Genomic DNA, 20,403 nt, shown 5'->3' with positions numbered 1-20,403 from the left:
TAATGAAAATAGCGTTAGGTAGTGACCATGGTGGTTTAAGTTTGAAAAAAGAGATTATTAAACATCTGGAGAGTAAAAACATCCAGGTAGCGGACTTTGGTACTTATACTGAGGAGTCTTGTGATTATCCAGATTATGCGCTAAAAGTTGCGCAGGAAATAGTAGTTAAAAATTTTGAACTTGGTATACTAATATGCGGCACAGGGATTGGAATAAGTATTGCTGCTAATAAAGTACCTGGGATAAGAGCTGCACTATGCAGCGACACTTTTAGCGCTCATGCAACGCGTGAGCATAATAATGCTAACATACTAGCTCTTGGCGAGCGAGTTATTGGCACTGGGTTAGCCCTGGATATCGTAGATGCTTTTATCAATGCAAAATTTCAAGGGGACAGACATCAAAAAAGAATTGATAAAATAACTAAAATTGAGGAAAAATATTCTAAATAAATAATAAAAAAGTAGGAGGAATAACATATGAGTAAAGTAACGCAAATCACACATCCACTTATACAACACAAATTGGCATACATAAGAGACAAAAATACAGGTTCAAAGTATTTTAGAGAGTTAGTTTCAGAGGTTGCAATGCTTATGGCTTATGAAGTTACCCGTGATATACAATTAGAAGAAGTAGAAATTGAAACTCCTATTTGTATTACTAAATGCAAAGTTTTGGCTGGAAAGAAAATGGCTATAGTACCTATATTAAGAGCGGGTTTGGGAATGGTTGATGGTATGTTAAATCTTATACCGGCAGCTAAGGTTGGACATATAGGAATGTATAGGAATGAGGAAACGTTGCAACCAGTTGAGTACTTCTGTAAATTGCCTCAGGACATTAGTGAAAGAGATGTAATTGTTACGGATCCTATGATTGCTACAGGAGGTTCTGCAATAGATGCAATTTCAGCTCTTAAGAAAAGAGGAGCAAAAAATATAAGAATTATGTGTCTTATAGCTTCACCGGAGGGGATTAAGGCTATTACGGAGGCGCACCCAGATGTAGATATATATGTAGCGTCAATTGATGAAAAATTAAATGAAAAAGGATATATTGTACCGGGTCTTGGTGATGCTGGAGATAGATTATTTGGAACTAAATAGTTAATTATTACAATTTATATATGAAAACTTAAAAAGCAACTTACAGAAAATTATCTGTAAGTTGCTTTTTTTTACTTAATTAAATTTTATTGAAAATATCTATTAAGTAATCCCTTAAATGCGCAGCCGTGACGTGCTTCATCTTTGCACATTTCATGTACTGTATCATGAATTGCATCATAGTTAAGTTTTTTAGCTAAAGTAGCTAAATCTTTTTTACCTTGACAAGCACCGTGTTCAGCATCAACTCTCATTTCAAGGTTTTTCTTAGTGTCTGCGGTTACTACTTCTCCAAGCATTTCAGCGAATTTTGAAGCATGCTCAGCTTCTTCAAAAGCTATTCTCTTATAAGCTTCTGCAACTTCTGGGAAGCCTTCTCTATCAGCTTGACGGCTCATTGCTAAATACATACCAACTTCAGTACATTCTCCAACAAAGTTAGCTCTTAATCCTTCTATAATTTCTGCATCTACGCCTTTAGCAACTCCAATTACATGTTCATCTGCCCATGACATATCATTTTCAGTCTTCTCTATAAATTTATCACTTTTTGCACCACAAACTGGACAAACGCTAGGTGCGGAGTCTCCCTCGTGAATATATCCACATACTGTACAAACAAATTTCTTCATATTAATTTCCCCCTCGTATTCTTTTGAGTAAGATTACAATTATAAATTGTATCTCCTCGTATATTAGTTATATAATTTACTAAATAAATAAAAAATATGTGTTTACCTTTGCTACAATTACTACTATACACTAACGGATAATAATTATCAAGTAAAATTTAATATCTTTTAGTGGAAAAAGTTCGAGCGTATTCGACAAGTGGTTAATTTAATATATTTTCAATGCCATCTAAATCTTTTATTTGAATTAAATTCTTGTTGAAATCTATTAAGCCATCATCCCTCATATTCACGAGCTCTCTTGAAAGAGATGGCCTTTGTACACCTAGATGATCAGCAAGGCTTTTTCTAGACATAGGAAGTAGGAGTGCTAAGTTTTTTTGAATTTCATATTGAGAAAGTAAGTAATTAGATATTTTTTGTCTTAGGGTTTCAAAGGAGAGTTCTTTAATCTTTCTATTTAATAAAAGAATTTTACTTGATAATAATTGCATGAAGTTGTTTAGTACTTTAGGGTAGGAGCTACACATAGCTATAATATCTTTTTTTGAAATATAAAGTATAATTGAACCTTTATAAGATACTATAGTAGCTGGGTATATATTTGTCTCTGAAAAAGCGATTGCTTCTCCAAAAATTTTTCCTTTATCTAATTTTGCAAGGGTAACGACTTTTCCACTAGCATAATGTTTTTGTACTTCTAGTTTACCTTCAATTACAATGCCTAGAGATTCGCAGATCTCACCCTCAAGAGCAACAATGCAGGTTTGACATTCAGTGCATTTTTTGCAGTTATCGGAAATCGAATAGTTTATACTTGTAATTAAATTTTGCAATTCTTCACAAGTTAAACCTTTGAATAAAATACAGTGTTTTAAATGATTTACCAGTTTATCCATAAAATCACCCTCGAATTTTTATTTTGGTAACGTAAGTTACATATTAGTATAAGTAATTTTAATATAATTAACATATACAGTCAATTAAAAAATTAATTAGCTGTATGAAGATAAATAAAATAGTATACGAATTGTTATTTATTTGAATGGGCATCAATGTGAATATATAAAAAAATGGAGGAGTTAAAATATGAAAAGGAATATTATTAGTATAGATGAAAATAAATGTAATGGTTGCGGATTATGCATAAATGCTTGTCATGAAGGAGCCATAGAGCTCGTTAGCGGCAAGGCTAAATTAATAAGCGATGAATATTGTGATGGACTGGGAGATTGTCTGCCAGAGTGCCCAATAGATGCTATTAAAATAATCCAAAGAGATGCTGTAGAGTATGACGTACAGGCCGTTGAAATAAAAAAGAAACAAAATGATGCTAAACTTAATTCGCCTTGTGGATGCCCTGGTACAATGGAAAAATCAATAAAAAGAAATGCGAATTTGAATGTTAAACTAGCGGCAACTAAAATAAGCAGTTACGATGATTCGCCGCTAGATTCAGAATTAAATCAATGGCCAGTACAGTTAAAGCTAGTTAATTCAAAGGCAGGATTTTTAAAGGGTGCAGATATATTAATTGCTGCAGATTGCACGGCGTATGCTTATGGAGATTTTCATAAGAAATTTATTAAAGAGAGAGTAACATTAATAGGATGCCCAAAGCTGGATGATAATGATTATTACAGACAAAAAATTTCAGAGATATTAGAAAATAATAATATTAAAAGTATTACGGTAGTTAGAATGGAGGTGCCTTGTTGTGCAGGTATTGTGAATTCTGTAAAGGAAGCTATGCTTCGAGCTGGAATAATAGTTCCATACAAAGAGGTAACTATTGGTATAAACGGAGTAATAATTTAGTGTTGCTATAGTTGGCAGTAAACCCACGCTCTTTCAATACTTAAGCATGTCAGGACGGCATATAATATATGCTTTTCTTGACGTGCTTTATAGTAAGTTAACATATATAGTTCATTAAACACTTTAAATAATCGATGTTTTAGTGTAAAATAACAGTGATTGATTATTAGATTATAAATTTAATTTTTTATTTTTAATCTACATAATTAAAATATGTTTATACGAGGTATAATTATGGAAAGAATTGATAAGCATAATTATTATTTGGATATATGCGAAACAATATCTGAACGAGGTACTTGTTTACGTAGAAATTTTGCAGCTATAATAGTAAAAAATGATGAAATTATGTCTACTGGATATTCAGGAGCCCCTAGAGGAAGAGCGAATTGTTGTGATTTAGGGGTCTGTAGAAGAGAAGAATTAAAAGTCCCAAGAGGTACAAGGTATGAACTTTGTAGATCAGTACATGCTGAGCAAAATGCAATTATATCAGCCCGGAGAAATGATATGTTAGGGTCGACTTTGTATTTAGTTGGGAAAGAGGTTAATAGCGGTGAATTAGTTATAAATGCATCTCCATGTTCTTTATGCAAGAGGTTTATAATTAATTCGGGTATAGAAAAGGTTATAATTAGAGATAACAAAACGCAATATAATGTTGTATATGTAGAAGAATGGATAGAAAATGATGACTCAATTCAAGGTGATGGTGGATATTAATTATGAAATTCTGTAAATTAGTTTCATAAAGTTTAATCTTCTATTTATCAAATAGAAACAATATTTTTGTGAAAGAAAGGTTTTTTATGAGTAATAGATATATTTTAGCAATAATTACGGCTTTAATTTCTTTTATAACTACACCTTTAGTTAAGAAATTAGCAATAAAAGTGAATGCCATAGATATTCCTAAAGATGAAAGGCGAGTTCATAATAAGCCTATTCCAGTTATGGGAGGGCTCGCTATATACATATCTTTTGTTATAGGAACAATTTTATATAACGGTATCCTAACAACTTCTCAAATAGGTATAATTATTGGAGCAACTGTTATTGTTATTGGGGGCATTATAGATGATATTAAAGAGTTAAGTCCTAAATATAAGGTTTTAATACAGGTTATAGCGGCTATATGCCTTCTAGCATCAGGTATAAAAATATCAACTGTAACTAATCCTTTTAGAGAATTCTACCCTTATCTAAGTATAGGATGGGTTTACATCCCGGTAACAATAATATGGATTGTAGGTGTGACTAATGCTTTTAATCTAATAGATGGTTTAGACGGGTTAGCAGCAGGTATAGCATTTATATCTTCTGTTACCTTAATGATAGTTTCTTTACTTAATGGAAGACTCGAAGCAGCATTTTTGACGGCTGTCTTAAGCGGTGCTGTTTTAGGATTTATACCATACAATTTCAATCCGGCCTCTATATTTATGGGGGATACGGGATCTCAATTACTAGGGTTTCTTCTAGCAGCTATTTCAATTGAAGGGGCTATTAAATCTGCAACATCTTTTGTTATTGCAGTACCAATTTTAGCTTTTGGATTACCTATTTATGATACTCTTTTCGCTATGATTAGAAGGAAAGTTAATGGGAAATCTATGATGCAAGCAGATAAAGGCCATTTGCACCATAGGCTTTTGGATATGGGACTCAGCCAAAAACAAGCGGTTATTATCATGTATTTTATAAGCGCTGTTTTAGGCGGGATTGCCATTATAGCTATGCAAATTAGTAATCAAAGGGCGTATTTTTTGTTAGCATCAGTAATGGTTATAATAGTTTTAGTGGCTTGGAAATATGGGATTTTTCAGCAAAAAGAGTAATTTAGTTAACATGTGGTTATAAATTAAAATTAGGAGGTATCTGGTGGAAAATATTAAGGTTATAGTAATATTTGGTACAAGACCTGAGGCTATAAAAATGGCACCTCTTATTAAGCAATTAGAAAAAAATTCTCAAATACAATGTACGGTATGTGTCACAGCGCAGCACAGAGAAATATTAGACCAAGTCTTGGAGATTTTTGATATTGTACCTCAGTATGATTTAAACATAATGAAAGCGAAACAAAGCTTAACGGGGATAACATGTTCTGTTCTTCAAGGTTTAGAGGAAATATTTGAAAAAGAACAACCGGATATAGTGCTTGTACATGGAGATACAACAACGACATTTGCAGCAGCTCTGGCAGCTTTTTATAGAAAAATACCTGTTGGTCATGTAGAAGCAGGGCTAAGAAGTCATAATAAATATTTTCCCTACCCAGAAGAAATTAATAGGAAGTTAACTGGCGCTTTAGCAGATTTGCATTTTGCGCCTACAAGGACCTCTAAAGAAAACCTATTAAGAGAGGGAATAGAGGGAAGTAATATTTTTGTTACTGGAAATACAGTTATAGATGCAATGAAGTTTACAATTAAAGAGAAGTATATTTTTGAAAATTGTGAGCTAAATGAAATTGATTATAAAAACAAAAAAGTCATAATGGTTACGGCTCACAGAAGAGAAAATTGGGGAATTGGAATTGAAAATATATGTAATGCTTTGAAAATTGTTGTCGAAGAAAATCAAAATGTCGAAGTATTATATCTAGTTCATCCCAATCCAGTAGTGAAAGATACGGTGTACAGCATTTTAAATGGCGTAAGTAGGGTACATTTACTCCAGCCTATAGATACAAAAGAAATTCATAACTTAATAAAAAAATGTTATCTAGTAATGACCGATTCAGGAGGAATTCAGGAAGAAGCTCCTCATTTAGGTAAACCAGTTTTAGTTCTTAGGAAAGTTACGGAGAGAGTAGAAGCGCAGCATGCTGGCACTGTAAGGCTAGTTGGGACAGATATAGATAAAATTGTATTGCATGCTAATAATCTTCTTAGAAATGCAGATGAGTATAATCACATGAGTAATTCAATTAATCCTTATGGAGATGGAAATGCTTCTGCTAAAATAGTAGATGAACTAGTGAATTACTTTAATAAAGATAAAACATAAAGGTATATGGAAATGCAATTAAGGTACTAATAAATAATTTTTAAATTAAGTCTAAGGAGGCAGAAATTAAATTCTTAGATTTATTTTTTTGCGGTTTTTACAAGTGTATAAGTTTAAAATAACAGTTTACGAAGTGAAAAAGATCAAATGTATGTATAACAACGAAGTAGACTTAAATATATCGTTTATTATGATATATGGTATTTAAAAGCTTATACCCACTTAAATATCTAAATGGAATGTATATTTTTACCGTTAGATGATAATTATAAGATGAAATATGTAAAATATCATAAAAATTTTGAATTAAAAGAATATATATATTGCAATTGTTTTAAAAATTGAAAAAAATCAATAGAAGATATATCTATTAATAGATTTTTTGTAAATGTTTAACTGAACAAAATCTATATTTTAGGGTTCTTAAAAGTTAATAAAGCTACTATATTGAAAAGAATATTTTGAATATTTAGAACATTTAGCACATTGAGCACATTGAAAGAAATAGATTAATTGAATAAAACAAGTACGCATTATTCTTTAAGCTTTAAAATATCTTAAAACAGAGATATACAGAAGAAACATAAGATTATTAATATAAAATCGACTTATAGCGCTATATAGCTTTGAAAATTAAGAAATACTAGGCTTTGTTTATGAAAATTAGTAGACTATAATATAAAAATATTAGCGAATGATGAGAGGAAGAAAAAGGTGAATGTTAAATCAGCACAGATGTATAAAAAAATTAATTTTTTTAACTTTTTTATAGCACTTATTGGGACTGTAGTAATTTATTTCATTAATAAGGAATACGCAGTATTTTTTTTATTAGGCCTAATATTGGCAAGTATTAATTTGTTATTTAATTTAATATATGTTAATTTTATATTATGCAAAGTAAAAGACAAATGTGGAATTGTTACATTATTATGCTTTGCATTTAGAGTGATTATAGTATGTGTAACAGGCTTGATGGTTTTTAATTATTCTGATTTTGCTATAATTGCGTTTATATTGGGGTATAGTTCACAATTGATTTCTCTAGTACTTTACGGAATTAATATTAAAGAGTGTGAAGGGAAGTGAGTAGGTGGCAACGATTGCACAACTACCTAGTGTGAATTTGTTTGGATATAATTTTCAAATTACAGCTAGTTTAATAACACAGTGGGTAATAGTTTTGGTATTGATATTACTAATAGCATTTATTAATAGAAATCTAAAAAAAATACCAGACAAAAAACAGAGTGTAGTTGAAATTTTTGTAGAATTTGTCCAGAAAACAATAGAAGAGACCATGGGTAAAAATTTTAAGGCTTTTGTTCCATTTATAGGTACGTTGGGAATATATCTTTTATCAATGAATTTAGTAGGTATACTTGGAATAAAACCACCTACTACAGACTATAGTGTAACTTTGGGAATGAGTTTAATTACATTTATAGTGATACAGGGTTATACAATTAAGAAGTCCGGTGTTATACAGTATTTTACTGGCTATGCAAAACCATTACCTTTATTACTTCCAGTAAATATAATGGAGAGAATTATGTTGCCGGTATCTTTAAGTCTAAGATTATTTGGAAATATGTTTGCGGCAACTATAATTATGGAATTAGTTTATAGTGCATTGCATAGCATTACTTGGGTGGCGCAACTCGGAATACCGATACCATTACACATGTATTTTGATTTATTTGATGGTACTATCCAAATGATTATTTTTGTAATGTTAACAATGATTAATATTGTAATAATTTCAGAAGAGTAAAATAAAAATGAATAGGAGGAATATTATATGGTTTCAACAGGATTTGTCGCAGGAATGTCAGCAATAGGAGCAGGAATAGCAGCACTTGGGGTTATAGGTGGTGGTATAGGAACAGGAAATGCTACAGCGAAGGCTGTGGAGGGTATTGCCAAACAACCAGAAGCTAGTGATAAAATTACAAGAGTGTTAGTTATAGGTGGTGCACTATCCGAAGCAACAGCTATCTATGGTTTCTTAATAGCGTTATTATTAATTTTATTCGGTGTAAAAGGTTAAAAAGAAATAGGTAAAGGGAAGGTAGGTGAAAGTTTCGGTTTCGTAATGGTAAAAGAGATTTATAAACCGAGATTTTATATATATGGAGATAGGGATGAACTTAGGTAATATTATAGCTGCAATGATAAATTTCCTTATACTACTTTTTATTGCTAAACGTTATTTATTTACACCAGTAAATAGGATTTTAGATACAAGAAAACAAGAATTAAACTCTTCTTTTGAACAAGCAAGGAATGATAAAGAAGAAGCTAAGAGATTAAAAATAGAAAATGGTGAAAAATTAAACTTAGCAAAAAAAGAAGGTAAGGAAATAGTTGAAAAATACAAACAAAAAGCAGAGAAGATATCTGGAGAATTAATTAAAGATGCAAAAAAAGAAGCCTTACTTATTGTTGAAAGATCAAGAGTTGAAATAGATAGAGAGCGAGAAAAAGCGCAAAGTGAAATTAAAAAGCAAGTCATAGATTTATCTTTAGTATTATCTGAAAAAGCACTTGGACAGCATATAGATGAAAAAGAACACAGAAGACTGATTGAGGATTTTATTTTTAAGGTAGGTAGCTAAAATGTATGAATACTTAGATAAAAGATATGCACTTGCACTATATACAGTTGCCGAGGAAAAAGGGAAAGTTGAAGAGTACTTAAATCACCTGCGAGAAATAGTTTTACTTATGAAGAATGACTCTGAGTTTCTAAAAGTTATTAAATACCCGCAAATAAGTACTTCTGCAAAAAAGAAGATGTTTATTAGGATTTTTAAGGGCAAAATTGATGAAGATCTTTTATCTTTTTTACTTATTCTTATAGAAAAAGACAGAATATTGTTTACAGCAGAAAAACTTAAGCAGATGGAAAAAATCCACTTGGAGCGTAATAACACTTTAATGGTTGTGGTTAAAACAGTAATACCTCTTAAGGAAACCGAAAGAGAAAACTTGCGCATGAAATTATACAAAATGTATGATAAAAAAATCATATTTGATGAAAGATTAGATAAAAGCGTTATAGGCGGAGTATATATAAGGGTCGGCGATGACGTTATTGATGGCACGATAAAAAATAAATTAGATGAAATGAAAAAATTAATGTTTAAATAGGAATGGAGGTGAGTTTATGAATATAAAACCAGAAGAAATAACATCCATAATAAAGAAAGAAATTGAGAGATATGAAAAGACGATTGACACTGTTGACTCAGGAACAATAATTCAAATAGGTGATGGAATTGCCAGAGTATATGGGTTAGATGAATGCATGGAAAATGAACTTTTAGAATTTCCTAATGGAATATTTGGTATGGCACTAAATTTAGAACAGGATAATGTAGGATGTGTACTTTTAGGACCAGAAGAGGGCATCAAAGAAGGGGACATAGTAAAAAGAACTGGTAGAGTAGTAGAAGTCCCTGTAGGTGAGGCTTTAATAGGAAGAGTTGTAGATGCTTTAGGTGTACCAATAGACGGTAAAGGTCCAGTTAAGACTACGGAGACGAGAGCAGTAGAAGTCGAAGCGCCTGAAGTTATTGAAAGACAATCAGTTAAAGAACCGCTTCAAACTGGAATAAAAGCAATAGACTCTATGGTGCCAATTGGAAGAGGTCAAAGAGAACTTATAATTGGAGATAGGCAAACAGGTAAAACAGCTTTAACCATAGATACTATTTTAAATCAAAAGGGAAAAGATGTTATATGTATATATGTAGCTATTGGTCAAAAGCAATCTACTGTTGCACATATTGTTAATACCCTATCTGAAATGGGAGCATTAGATTATACAATAGTTGTAGCGGCTACAGCTTCTCATTCAGCACCATTGCAGTATTTGGCACCCTATGCTGGATGTAGTATGGGAGAATACTTTATGCATAATGGTAAGAATGTATTAATAGTATATGATGATTTATCTAAACATGCGGTGGCATATAGAGCTATGTCTCTATTACTTCGTAGACCGCCAGGTAGGGAAGCTTATCCAGGAGATATATTTTATATTCATTCAAGACTACTCGAAAGAGCAGCAAAGCTTTCAGAAAAATTGGGTGGGGGTTCATTAACTGCCCTTCCTATAATAGAAACTCTTGCAGGCGATGTTACATCATATATACCAACTAACGTTATTTCCATAACGGATGGGCAAATATTTCTTGAAGCTGAATTGTTTCATTCAGGGCAAAGACCGGCAGTTAATGCTGGAATATCTGTATCAAGGGTTGGTGGAAATGCTCAAATAAAAGCCATGAAGCAAGTTACCGGAACTTTAAGGTTGGAACTTGCTCAATATAGGGAGCTTGCAGCTTTTGCTCAATTCGGTACGGATCTTGATAAAGATGCAAAAATGAGACTAGAAAAGGGGAAAAGATTAATTGAAATATTAAAGCAAGATCAATATATGCCAGTGTCAGTAGAGAAACAAGTTATGATTTTCTTTGCTGGGACAACCAATCATCTTATGGATATTCCCGTACATCAAGTAACGAGATTTGAGAGTGAATTTTTGGAGTATATGGACACCCATCATAGAGAAGTAGGTAAAGCAATAATTGACAATAAGGTACTAGATGATAAAATAAAACAACAACTTATTGAAGCTATAGATGAATTTAAAAAAATGTTCTTAGTTGAAAATATTAACGACATTTCAGAATCGAGTCGTTAGTGTAGCACCTAAAGGTGATGATTAATAGCACCTTTAGGTGATAATTAATTTGTTTTGATAATATATTATCAAGACTAAAGAGAGGTGAAACATGGCAGGTATGGGGATTATTGCAATTAAGCGAAGAATAAAATCCATAACAAATACTATAAAAATTACCAGGGCCATGGGATTAGTTGCCACATCTAAATATAAAAAAATAAGAAATAAGGTAGATGTTAACAATAATTATTTATGTAGGCTTGAGGAAACTGTTAAACAGGTTAAAGATAATTATGAAGATGATAGTATCTATACAAGAGGAAATAATAACAGCAAAAAATTGTATGTTGTATTGACATCAGATACAGGCCTTTGTGGTGGATTTAATTGGTCAGTAGTTAATGGACTAACTAATAGCATAAAAAGCAATAAAGAAGATTACAATGTAATTATTGTAGGTCAAAAAGGTAGAGCTTTACTTAAAAAAATTAATATTGAAACTGTGGCTGAATACGTTGAAGTTTTAGATGTGCCTACTCAAAAGGAAGCTTCTACTATTAGTAATCGTGCACTTGGTATGTATAGTAGCGGAGATGTTGGTGAAGTTTACATTGTTTATAAAAAGCTAATTTCGGCATTGAAAAATGAAGTTATAATTGAAAAGTTACTTCCTCTAAGTTCTGATAATGAAGAGAATTGCAGTAAAGAGTATGTAGATATTGAGGCAATAGATGAAAACGCAATATATGAGATTACTTCATTATTTTTAAGTGGTAAAATGCTGAACTCTATGCTGCATTCAAAAGCAAGTGAGCACAGAGCTAGAATGGAGTCTATGGGATCGGCTACTAACAACGCCAATGATATACTTGATAAACTTAATTTAAGTTATAATAGGATTAGACAAAGTGCAATTACACAAGAGATTTCAGAAATAGTTGGAGGAGCGGAAGCTCAAAGGTAAAAGGGAGTGAAAACAATGCCAGGACATATAGGAAAAGTAGTACAAATAATAGGGCCTGTTATAGATATAAAATTTGACTCAGATAGTCTTCCTAATATTTACAACAGTATTGAAATTCAGATGAATGATAGAATAGTTGTAGCTGAGGTTGAACAGCATATTGGTGATGATATTATAAGAGCAATAGCTATGGAAGGCACAGAAGGATTAAGCCGTGGTCTTGAGGCGTTTGATACAGGTAGTCCAATATCAGTTCCAGTAGGGAATGTAGTACTAGGAAGGCTATTTAATGTTCTTGGAAAGCCTATGGATGAAATGGGAGAAGTTAAAGTAGATAAATATATGCCTATTCACAGGTTAGCCCCAACATTTGCAGAACAGTCTGTTGAACCAGAAATGTTTGAAACAGGTATTAAGGTAATAGACTTAATAGCACCATATCAAAAAGGTGGTAAAATTGGTCTTTTTGGTGGGGCAGGAGTTGGTAAAACGGTTCTTATTCAAGAACTTATGAATAATATAGCAAAAGAACATAATGGACTTTCAGTATTTACCGGAGTTGGTGAGAGAACTAGGGAAGGTAATGATCTTTATAATGAAATGAAAGAGTCAGGAGTTATATCTAAAACAGCTTTAGTTTTTGGACAGATGAATGAACCGCCTGGAGCTAGAATGAGAGTTGCGTTAACCGGACTTACCATGTCAGAATATTTTAGAGATCATGGTCAAGATGTACTTTTATTCATAGATAATATATTTAGATTTACACAAGCAGGTTCAGAGGTGTCTGCACTACTTGGCAGAATACCAAGTGCGGTCGGGTACCAACCAACACTTGCTACGGAAATGGGACAATTACAAGAGAGAATTACATCTACAAAACAAGGATCTATTACATCTGTTCAGGCTGTATATGTACCGGCAGACGATTTAACTGATCCTGCACCAGCTACTACATTCAGTCATCTTGATGCTACTACAGTGCTTTCTAGAGGGATAGTTGAACTGGGCATTTATCCAGCAGTAGACCCACTAGAATCTACTTCAACAATGCTTGATCCTAGAATAGTTGGTAGGGAACACTATGATGTTACAATAAAAGTTAGACGTATCCTTGAAAGATATAAAGAACTTCAAGATATTATTGCAATACTAGGGATAGATGAATTATCTGAAGAGGATAAAATGGTAGTATTAAGAGCACGTAAGGTTCAAAGATTTTTATCACAACCATTTACTGTAGCGGAGCAATTTACAGGAATGAAAGGTAAATTTGTACCAGTAAAAGAAACGGTAAGAGGGTTTAAAGAAATCATTGAAGGAAAGCATGATGACTTACCTGAAGCGGCATTTATGTTTGTTGGATCTATAGAAGAGGCAGTAGAAAAAGCAAAAACTATGGCTGGTGAATAAAGTATTTTTAAGAATATATGCATAGAAATGGAAGTGTTTTTATATGAAAAATCATATAAAGCTTACTATACTTACTCCGGAAAAGGAGTTTTATAGTGGTGAAATACTGAGTTTGAACACGGAGAGTGATGATGGTAGATTTGGTATCTTTGCCAATCATGTTCCTATGATATCTCCATTAAAACCTACGGTGACAACATTTACGGATGTAAGTGGTAAAAAATTAAAAGCGTTTACATCAACGGGAGTTTTAAGAGTGATTCAAGGTGAGGTAGAAATGTTATGTAGTGCCTGTGAATGGCCAGAGAATATAGATATTGAAAGAGCGAGGCAGGCTAAAGAAAGAGCAGAAGAAAGATTGAGACATAAGCATGGAATTGGATTTATGAGAACAGAGAATGCTATTTTAAGAGCTCTTGAAAGAATCAAGACAAAAGGATAGAGATTATAAAATGAGGATATTAATATATCTTCATTTTTTTTGCTTAAAAATCGCATTTGATTTTTTTTAGCACATTTCCACTAAAATTTTATATATTAATAATATAAAGAATGGATATATACTAAATATCAATTTTTACAATAACCCTACCTATATAATGAATCAAATAGCCCTCTTCACACTTGTGCTGGGGGATGGTTTTATTAATAACATGAATATTAAAAAACCATTATTTATAGAATAAAAAAATAAATTATGGTCAAGAATTTAATTGAAGGGTAGGGGGATTAAAATGAAAAGAAAAAGTATCGCACTTTTGTGTATAGTATTAAGTCTGATTATTTTACAAATTAATGTTAAAATCTCAAATGCACAGGAGGTAGTTAATTTATTCGATGAAATATTACTCCAAACGAAAAGCAAAACTGTGGAGTATGGATTGAAAGCATGCTTTAAAACTGGTGGAGAACCAAAACAATTTTGTGACTATTTAATTAAGTCTTTAGACCTTAATAACAAAAAAACAAAATTAAACATTTCCGAAAATGAGGATTCTTATTGTATAGAGTTTTCTGGTGAAAATGTTGAAGGATATATAGAAGCCTTAAAATACAAAAATGAGAATGATATAACGATAAACATAAGTAAGATAGGTAACGAAAATGGACTAGTATCTCTTAAAAATAAAGTTAGCACGGCTATTGGCTATAGAGGCAAAAACATCAAATATTTTCAATACCTAAAGGCGAAAATGGGAGAGAGTAGTTTAAGTGTTAAAAACGAAGACATTTATGGTGTAAATAATAGAATAATAAAAGTTTTGAAATCCCATGGGACTTACAATATTGAGACTGTGAGTATAAACAATGGACTAAGTACTATAGCATATACTAAAAAATACGATGAGTTAGTAATCAATAAAAAGGTAATCGATTTTAATTATGCTATATGTAATTATTCATCTGGAAGATACATTATCATTGGTACACCTGAAATAATTACAACTTATTAAAAATAACAATATAATGGAGGAAGTAAATGAATAAATTAGTTATAAAAGGTGGGAAAAAATTAGAAGGTGAAGTGGATATAAGTGCATCTAAAAATTCGGTTCTTCCTATACTTGCAGCAACAATATTAAATGGTAATAGTTGTACCATTGAAAATGCTCCTATGCTTGAAGATGTATTTGTAATTTGTGATGTATTAAAATCTCTTAAAGCAGATATTAATATAGATAAAATTTCTAAAATGGTGAAAATTAATACTGCTAATTTATTTAATAATGGAGCTAACGATGAATTAGTTAGAAAAATGAGAGCATCTTTTTTAATAATGGGTCCTATGCTTGGAAGATTTGGAAACTTCAAAATTTCTCTACCGGGTGGATGCAATATTGGAACTAGGCCTATTGATCTTCATTTAAAAGGATTAGCAGCTTTAGGTGCAGAAGTATCGGTAGGTCACGGGTATGTGGAAGCAAAAGCAAAAAAACTAATAGGCAGCAATATATATTTAGATTATCCGTCAGTTGGGGCTACGGAAAATATAATGATGGCAGCAACGCTAGCTGAGGGCGAAACAATAATAGGAAATGCAGCAGAAGAACCAGAAATTGTAGACCTAGCAAAATTCTTAAGGGCTATGGGAGCAAAAATATATGGAGAAGGAACAGACACTATAAGAATTTTAGGTGTTAAAGATTTTAAAGAAGTTGTTTATAAGCCGATATATGACAGGATAGAGGCGGGTACATTTATGATAACTGCTGCAATAACGAAAAGCTTGTTTAAAATTAATGGCATTGATGAAATTCATTCAAAACCAATAATAGCAAAACTTACAGAGATGGGAGTAGGAATAGAAATTAATAAAAATAGCATAATAGTTGATGGTAGGAAAAAATTAAGCCCAATAGATATAAAAACTATGCCATACCCTGGATTCCCTACAGACATGCAAGCTCAGATGATGAGTTTACTGTGTACAGTAAAAGGAACGAGTATAATTACAGAAACTATTTTTGAGAATAGATTTATGCATGCCACAGAATTAAAGAGAATGGGAGCAAATATAAAAATAGATGGTAGAAGTGCCGTAATAGAAGGTATAGATAGATTTACAGGTTCAGAAGTCACAGCTACAGATTTGAGAGCGGGAGCAGCATTAATACTTGCAGGACTTACAGCAGAGGGTACAACTACAATAAATGATATATATCATATTGATAGAGGCTATGTTTCTATTGAGGAGAAATTAAAGGGACTAGGAGCAGACATAGAAAGAGTGGGTTCCCGTAAATAACTGGAAACTCAATAAGCAATAGAAATATGTGGCGTTTCATTTATAATTTAAATTTGATAGTTGGAATATATAAGTGTTATATTCCAATTATATTATAATAAGCACCTAAAAATAATAAACTAGCACAATGACTAGTATATTATTTTTGGGTGCCTTTTGGTTACAGCTGGTCTAAATATTTTTATCCGCTATCTCCATTAATAAATGCATAATAGTATGCACTATTATTTAACAAGAATTTAGTCAATGGGAAAAAGTAATATTTTTTATAGTTATTTAATATGTATAAGGTAAAGGTTGTTTTATAACGAGAGGAGAAAAAAATGAGAAGAGTTTTTATTACAGTACATTTAAAAAATATCCTTCTATTAGTAACGGCATTTATTGCATTTATAGTTATTACTTCTGTTTTAATAGTGGGAGTAGGAAATAATAAAAGTATAAATAAGAGTAAAAACTCTGCAATTAAGGTAGAAGACAATGAAAATATTATAAAATATGGCTCACTAGCCAAAATCACTAAAGTTAAAGTTTTTATGTCGAAAGGAAATACTATAAAAGAACTTAATCTAGAAGAATATGTTACGGGAGTTGTTGCAGCAGAAATGCCAGCTGCCTTTGGAATAGAAGCTTTAAAATCTCAAGCCGTGGCGGCTAGGACTTATGCTTTAGCTCATGTCACAAAAATGGGTGGAACCCCCTGTAAAAATGGTAATGGAGCTGATTTATGCGATACAGTCCACTGTCAAGTTTATAGGACTAAAGAAGAACGTGTAAAAGAATGGGGAACTACTGGCGAAGAAAATTGGAATAAGATTAAAATGGCAGTTGAAGGGACATTAGGTCAAGTTTTAACATATAACAACAGCTTAGTAATGGAACCTTATTATTTTGCAACAAGCAGTGGAAAAACGGAAAATTCCGAAGAGGTATTTAGCGACAGCATACCTTATTTAAGAAGTGTAGAAAGCCCAGGTGAAGAAAGAGCAGGAAGCTTTAAGAGTAGTAAAACTTTTAAATATAAAGATCTAAGCCGAATTATAAATAACAACTATAATAATGCTAAGGTAACCTCAACTAATGTTAAGAAACAAATAACAGTAATTGATAGGACTGAGGCAGGAAGTGTTAAGAGTATTAAGGTAGGGAATATAACCATGACAGGCAGTAAGTTTAGAACAATGCTCGGTTTAAAATCATCGAATTTTGAAATGAAGTTTAATTTAAGCAACATAGAAATAGATTGCAGCGGATATGGTCATGGTGTAGGGATGAGCCAATGGGGTGCGGATGCGATGGCGAAAGATGGGAAAACCTATATTGAAATATTAACTCATTATTATCAAGGGACTGTTATATCCAAATGAAAAAAATACACATAAGCTGGTTATCCTCTATAAAAAATGGATGATCAGCTTTGCTTTTTATAAAAATAAACGTGAAGATGACTTAAGCAAAACGAAGGGTGCATAATTTAAAATTTAAAATATAAATATTATTAAAATGAGATTAACTTAAATAAATTTTAGGAAAAATGTATGTTTTAATAAAATATGGACAAAAATACAAATGGAGGTGTTTGTATGAATAAGAATGAAAACAATAAGACATTAAATTTTTTTAAGAAGGAAGGATTCTATGTAATTTTATTTGTTTGTTTATGTATAGTAGCTTCAGTGGCGTCTATAACAGCAAATAATAATAAGAAGCTTTCAAGCAAGCAAGAAGCGTTACAAAAACAACAAGCAAATGCAGGAGATGCTATAAAAGCGCAACAAAAAGAATATGAGGGTGCTCTTCAAGTAAAAGAAGAAAAGAAAGCTAAGACCGAAGAGCTTAAAGCAGTACCTAACATTAAGAAGGTTACAACAGGAAATGCAGCATCAGCAGTTTCTAAATCAGTTAATGCTAAATTTGAAAATCCCGTAGCAAATGGATTACTCGCAAGAGCATATTCGAAAGATATTGATTCAGTAGTGTGGAAGACTGATGGAAGCTATAGAACAAATTTAGGTATTGACATTCAAGCAAAAATTGGGGAGCCAGTTGTAGCGGTTATGGATGGAATAGTTAAAGAAGTTGGTACTGACGTTAATGGCCAAAAAGGTAAGATGGTTCAGATAGATCATCAAAATGGATTTGTTACTAACAGTACTAACCTAGATGAAAAAATATTAGTAAAAAAAGGTGATAAAGTAACTAAAAAACAGCAAATTGGTACAGTGGGAAACACTAGTTTAAATTCGTTTAAAGAAGAATATGGAACTCACTTACACTTTGAAGTTTTGCAGAGTAATAAGAATGTTGATCCTGCTAAATATGTAAAATATGAGAAATATCAACCTGCAAAAACTAAAAAATAACCAATAACCATCTCAATTAGCCATTTTTTAAAAATATATTAGAAGATGACTAATTGGAATGGAATTTAAAAGCAAGATAATGCATATTTATAAATATATAAGGGTTAAGGAGGCAACACTTGAAAGACTATATTGAAGATCGAGTACTAGAAGTTGCTAAGTACATTATCGAGTCAAAATCCACAATAAGAAGAACTGCCAAAGTGTTTGGCGTTAGCAAGAGTACTATACACAAGGATATGACGGAAAGATTACCCACAATAAATCCTCGAATTGCCAGTGATGCAAAAACAATTTTGGATATAAATAAGGCTGAGCGACATATAAGAGGTGGAAGAGCAACTAAATTGAAATACAAAGAAGCACAAGGATAAAAACATTTGAAGCTAAAAACTATAAAAAAATTTTAAAATTAAAAGAGGGTTTTCTTATAGCTTTATAGAATAGAGTTTAGTATAATTTAAATATTGAATATACTAAAGAGCAGGAGTGGTTTTGAAATGTTTTTTTTTAGAATGGGTACAGATATGGGAATAGATTTGGGTACATCTACAGTGCTTGTATATATTAAAGGAAAAGGTGTTATATTAAAAGAACCTTCTGTTGTTGCCATAGATAGAAATAATAATAAGGTATTGGCAGTAGGAGAAGAAGCTAGGCAAATGATAGGAAGAACACCAGGCAATATTGTGGCAATACGCCCTATGAGGGACGGTGTCATTTCGGATTATGACATAACTGAAAAAATGTTAAATCATTTTATAAAGAAGGCTTGCGGGAAAAGGAGGCTATCTTCTCCAAAAGTTGTAATATGTGTACCTTGCGAGGCAACGGAAGTAGAAAGAAGAGCGGTAGAAGATGCAGGTAGAAATGCCGGAGCTAAGAAAGTTCAACTTATAGAAGAACCACTAGCAGCGGCAATCGGAGCGGGACTCGATATTACTAGAGCAAGTGGTAATATGGTTATTGACATTGGTGGAGGGACGACTGATATTGCAGTTATTTCATTAGGTGGCATGGTTGTACGTGAATCAGTTAAAGTAGCTGGTGATAAGTTTGATGAAGAGATTATAAAATATATCAGAAAAAAACATAAATTAATGATTGGTGAGAGGACTGCAGAGGATTTAAAAATCAACATAGGTTGTGCTTATAAACAAGAAGAAAAGACAAGCATGGAGATAAGAGGGAGAGATTTAATTACAGGTCTTCCTAAGAATTTAGAAGTATCATCAGAAGAAATGAGAGAAGCTTTAAAAGAGGCGGTATATTTAATAGCAGGATGTGCACATTCTGTATTAGAAAAAACACCACCTGAGCTTTCAGCAGATATAGCTGATAAAGGTATAGTTATGACTGGCGGAGGTGCATTGTTAAAAGGCTTAGGTAAGCTCATACAAGAGGTTACTAAAGTTCCGGTATATCTAGCGGAGGATCCGATTTCATGCGTAGCACTCGGAACAGGTAAAGTATTGGATTATATGGATAAGTTAGATAATTCATTCAATGGAAGAGAATTATGCTTAACAGAATAAAAAGTATAAGCAAGCTATAAAAATAAGCAATACAATTATTAGTTTAATTGTATTGCTTATTTTTATATTATATAAGATTTCTAAATTTAAATCGCGGACAATTATTTAAGACTAATTA

The 20,403-nt window shown here is 32.0% G+C and carries 23 protein-coding genes; 21 read left to right on the top strand and 2 right to left on the bottom strand.

What is annotated here, in order from left to right; genetic code table 11:
* Nucleotides 1-2 precede the first annotated feature (2 nt).
* Nucleotides 3-452: a ribose 5-phosphate isomerase B gene (gene rpiB / locus ACWJJT_RS09770; protein ID WP_462954587.1), complete on the top strand. Its 450-nt coding sequence runs from the start codon at nucleotides 3-5 to the stop codon at nucleotides 450-452.
* 27 nt (nucleotides 453-479) lie between these two features.
* Complete coding sequence (gene upp, locus ACWJJT_RS09765; protein ID WP_165413055.1) at nucleotides 480-1,109, top strand: uracil phosphoribosyltransferase; 630 nt, start codon at nucleotides 480-482, stop codon at nucleotides 1,107-1,109.
* 86 nt (nucleotides 1,110-1,195) lie between these two features.
* Here the strand turns inward: upp and ACWJJT_RS09760 are convergent, their stop codons facing one another.
* A complete protein-coding gene (locus tag ACWJJT_RS09760) occupies nucleotides 1,196-1,741 on the bottom strand; it encodes an NADH peroxidase (RefSeq protein WP_216303359.1) in 546 nt (181 codons plus the stop codon).
* Between the two features lie 203 nt (nucleotides 1,742-1,944).
* Complete coding sequence (locus ACWJJT_RS09755) at nucleotides 1,945-2,640, bottom strand: Crp/Fnr family transcriptional regulator (RefSeq protein ID WP_462954586.1); 696 nt, start codon at nucleotides 2,638-2,640, stop codon at nucleotides 1,945-1,947.
* Between the two features lie 190 nt (nucleotides 2,641-2,830).
* Between ACWJJT_RS09755 and ACWJJT_RS09750 the strand changes: the two genes are divergently transcribed.
* The 19 genes from ACWJJT_RS09750 (at nucleotide 2,831) to mreB (ending at nucleotide 20,285) form a co-directional block, all read left to right on the top strand.
* The gene (locus ACWJJT_RS09750; protein ID WP_462954585.1) at nucleotides 2,831-3,559 is read left to right on the top strand and encodes an ATP-binding protein; all 729 of its coding nucleotides are present in this window, start codon (nucleotides 2,831-2,833) and stop codon (nucleotides 3,557-3,559) included.
* A gap of 234 nt (nucleotides 3,560-3,793) precedes the next feature.
* On the top strand, nucleotides 3,794-4,282 hold the full coding sequence (locus ACWJJT_RS09745; protein ID WP_462954584.1) for a deoxycytidylate deaminase: 489 nt from the start codon (nucleotides 3,794-3,796) through the stop codon (nucleotides 4,280-4,282).
* Nucleotides 4,283-4,368: 86 nt separating this feature from the next.
* Entirely contained in the window at nucleotides 4,369-5,397 is a 1,029-nt protein-coding gene (locus tag ACWJJT_RS09740) for a glycosyltransferase family 4 protein (RefSeq protein ID WP_462954583.1), read from the top strand.
* Between the two features lie 43 nt (nucleotides 5,398-5,440).
* Entirely contained in the window at nucleotides 5,441-6,571 is a 1,131-nt protein-coding gene (wecB, locus tag ACWJJT_RS09735) for a non-hydrolyzing UDP-N-acetylglucosamine 2-epimerase (protein WP_462954582.1), read from the top strand.
* A 714-nt stretch (nucleotides 6,572-7,285) separates the two neighbouring features.
* Nucleotides 7,286-7,660, top strand: a complete 375-nt coding sequence (locus ACWJJT_RS09730; protein ID WP_462954581.1) for an ATP synthase subunit I — start codon at nucleotides 7,286-7,288, stop codon at nucleotides 7,658-7,660.
* A 4-nt stretch (nucleotides 7,661-7,664) separates the two neighbouring features.
* The gene (locus tag ACWJJT_RS09725) at nucleotides 7,665-8,345 is read left to right on the top strand and encodes a F0F1 ATP synthase subunit A (protein WP_462954580.1); all 681 of its coding nucleotides are present in this window, start codon (nucleotides 7,665-7,667) and stop codon (nucleotides 8,343-8,345) included.
* A gap of 27 nt (nucleotides 8,346-8,372) precedes the next feature.
* On the top strand, nucleotides 8,373-8,621 hold the full coding sequence (gene atpE / locus ACWJJT_RS09720) for an ATP synthase F0 subunit C (RefSeq protein WP_165413064.1): 249 nt from the start codon (nucleotides 8,373-8,375) through the stop codon (nucleotides 8,619-8,621).
* Nucleotides 8,622-8,715: 94 nt separating this feature from the next.
* Complete coding sequence (locus ACWJJT_RS09715) at nucleotides 8,716-9,189, top strand: F0F1 ATP synthase subunit B (protein WP_462954579.1); 474 nt, start codon at nucleotides 8,716-8,718, stop codon at nucleotides 9,187-9,189.
* A 1-nt stretch (nucleotide 9,190) separates the two neighbouring features.
* Nucleotides 9,191-9,724 (top strand): F0F1 ATP synthase subunit delta, encoded by a 534-nt coding sequence (locus ACWJJT_RS09710; RefSeq protein ID WP_462954578.1) that lies wholly within the window; start codon nucleotides 9,191-9,193, stop codon nucleotides 9,722-9,724.
* A 16-nt stretch (nucleotides 9,725-9,740) separates the two neighbouring features.
* Nucleotides 9,741-11,282, top strand: coding sequence for a F0F1 ATP synthase subunit alpha (atpA, locus tag ACWJJT_RS09705; RefSeq protein WP_462954577.1), 1,542 nt, complete (start codon nucleotides 9,741-9,743; stop codon nucleotides 11,280-11,282).
* A 91-nt stretch (nucleotides 11,283-11,373) separates the two neighbouring features.
* On the top strand, nucleotides 11,374-12,228 hold the full coding sequence (atpG, locus tag ACWJJT_RS09700; RefSeq protein WP_462954576.1) for an ATP synthase F1 subunit gamma: 855 nt from the start codon (nucleotides 11,374-11,376) through the stop codon (nucleotides 12,226-12,228).
* 15 nt (nucleotides 12,229-12,243) lie between these two features.
* Nucleotides 12,244-13,641, top strand: coding sequence for a F0F1 ATP synthase subunit beta (atpD, locus tag ACWJJT_RS09695; RefSeq protein ID WP_462954575.1), 1,398 nt, complete (start codon nucleotides 12,244-12,246; stop codon nucleotides 13,639-13,641).
* A gap of 43 nt (nucleotides 13,642-13,684) precedes the next feature.
* Nucleotides 13,685-14,083: a F0F1 ATP synthase subunit epsilon gene (locus ACWJJT_RS09690; RefSeq protein ID WP_462954574.1), complete on the top strand. Its 399-nt coding sequence runs from the start codon at nucleotides 13,685-13,687 to the stop codon at nucleotides 14,081-14,083.
* 292 nt (nucleotides 14,084-14,375) lie between these two features.
* The gene (locus ACWJJT_RS09685; protein WP_462954573.1) at nucleotides 14,376-15,095 is read left to right on the top strand and encodes a YwmB family TATA-box binding protein; all 720 of its coding nucleotides are present in this window, start codon (nucleotides 14,376-14,378) and stop codon (nucleotides 15,093-15,095) included.
* Between the two features lie 26 nt (nucleotides 15,096-15,121).
* Nucleotides 15,122-16,387 (top strand): UDP-N-acetylglucosamine 1-carboxyvinyltransferase, encoded by a 1,266-nt coding sequence (gene murA / locus ACWJJT_RS09680; protein ID WP_462954572.1) that lies wholly within the window; start codon nucleotides 15,122-15,124, stop codon nucleotides 16,385-16,387.
* 323 nt (nucleotides 16,388-16,710) lie between these two features.
* Entirely contained in the window at nucleotides 16,711-17,754 is a 1,044-nt protein-coding gene (gene spoIID, locus ACWJJT_RS09675; RefSeq protein WP_462954571.1) for a stage II sporulation protein D, read from the top strand.
* 216 nt (nucleotides 17,755-17,970) lie between these two features.
* Nucleotides 17,971-18,750: a peptidoglycan DD-metalloendopeptidase family protein gene (locus ACWJJT_RS09670; RefSeq protein ID WP_462954570.1), complete on the top strand. Its 780-nt coding sequence runs from the start codon at nucleotides 17,971-17,973 to the stop codon at nucleotides 18,748-18,750.
* Nucleotides 18,751-18,869: 119 nt separating this feature from the next.
* Nucleotides 18,870-19,124, top strand: a complete 255-nt coding sequence (gene spoIIID, locus ACWJJT_RS09665) for a sporulation transcriptional regulator SpoIIID (protein WP_462954569.1) — start codon at nucleotides 18,870-18,872, stop codon at nucleotides 19,122-19,124.
* A 126-nt stretch (nucleotides 19,125-19,250) separates the two neighbouring features.
* On the top strand, nucleotides 19,251-20,285 hold the full coding sequence (gene mreB / locus ACWJJT_RS09660) for a rod shape-determining protein (RefSeq protein WP_216303345.1): 1,035 nt from the start codon (nucleotides 19,251-19,253) through the stop codon (nucleotides 20,283-20,285).
* Nucleotides 20,286-20,403 lie beyond the last annotated feature (118 nt).

The organism is Clostridium sp. CM041, assembly GCF_055081035.1.
The sequence above is the reverse complement of the archived record's forward strand: the minus strand, read 5'-3'. Positions and strand labels throughout refer to the sequence as shown.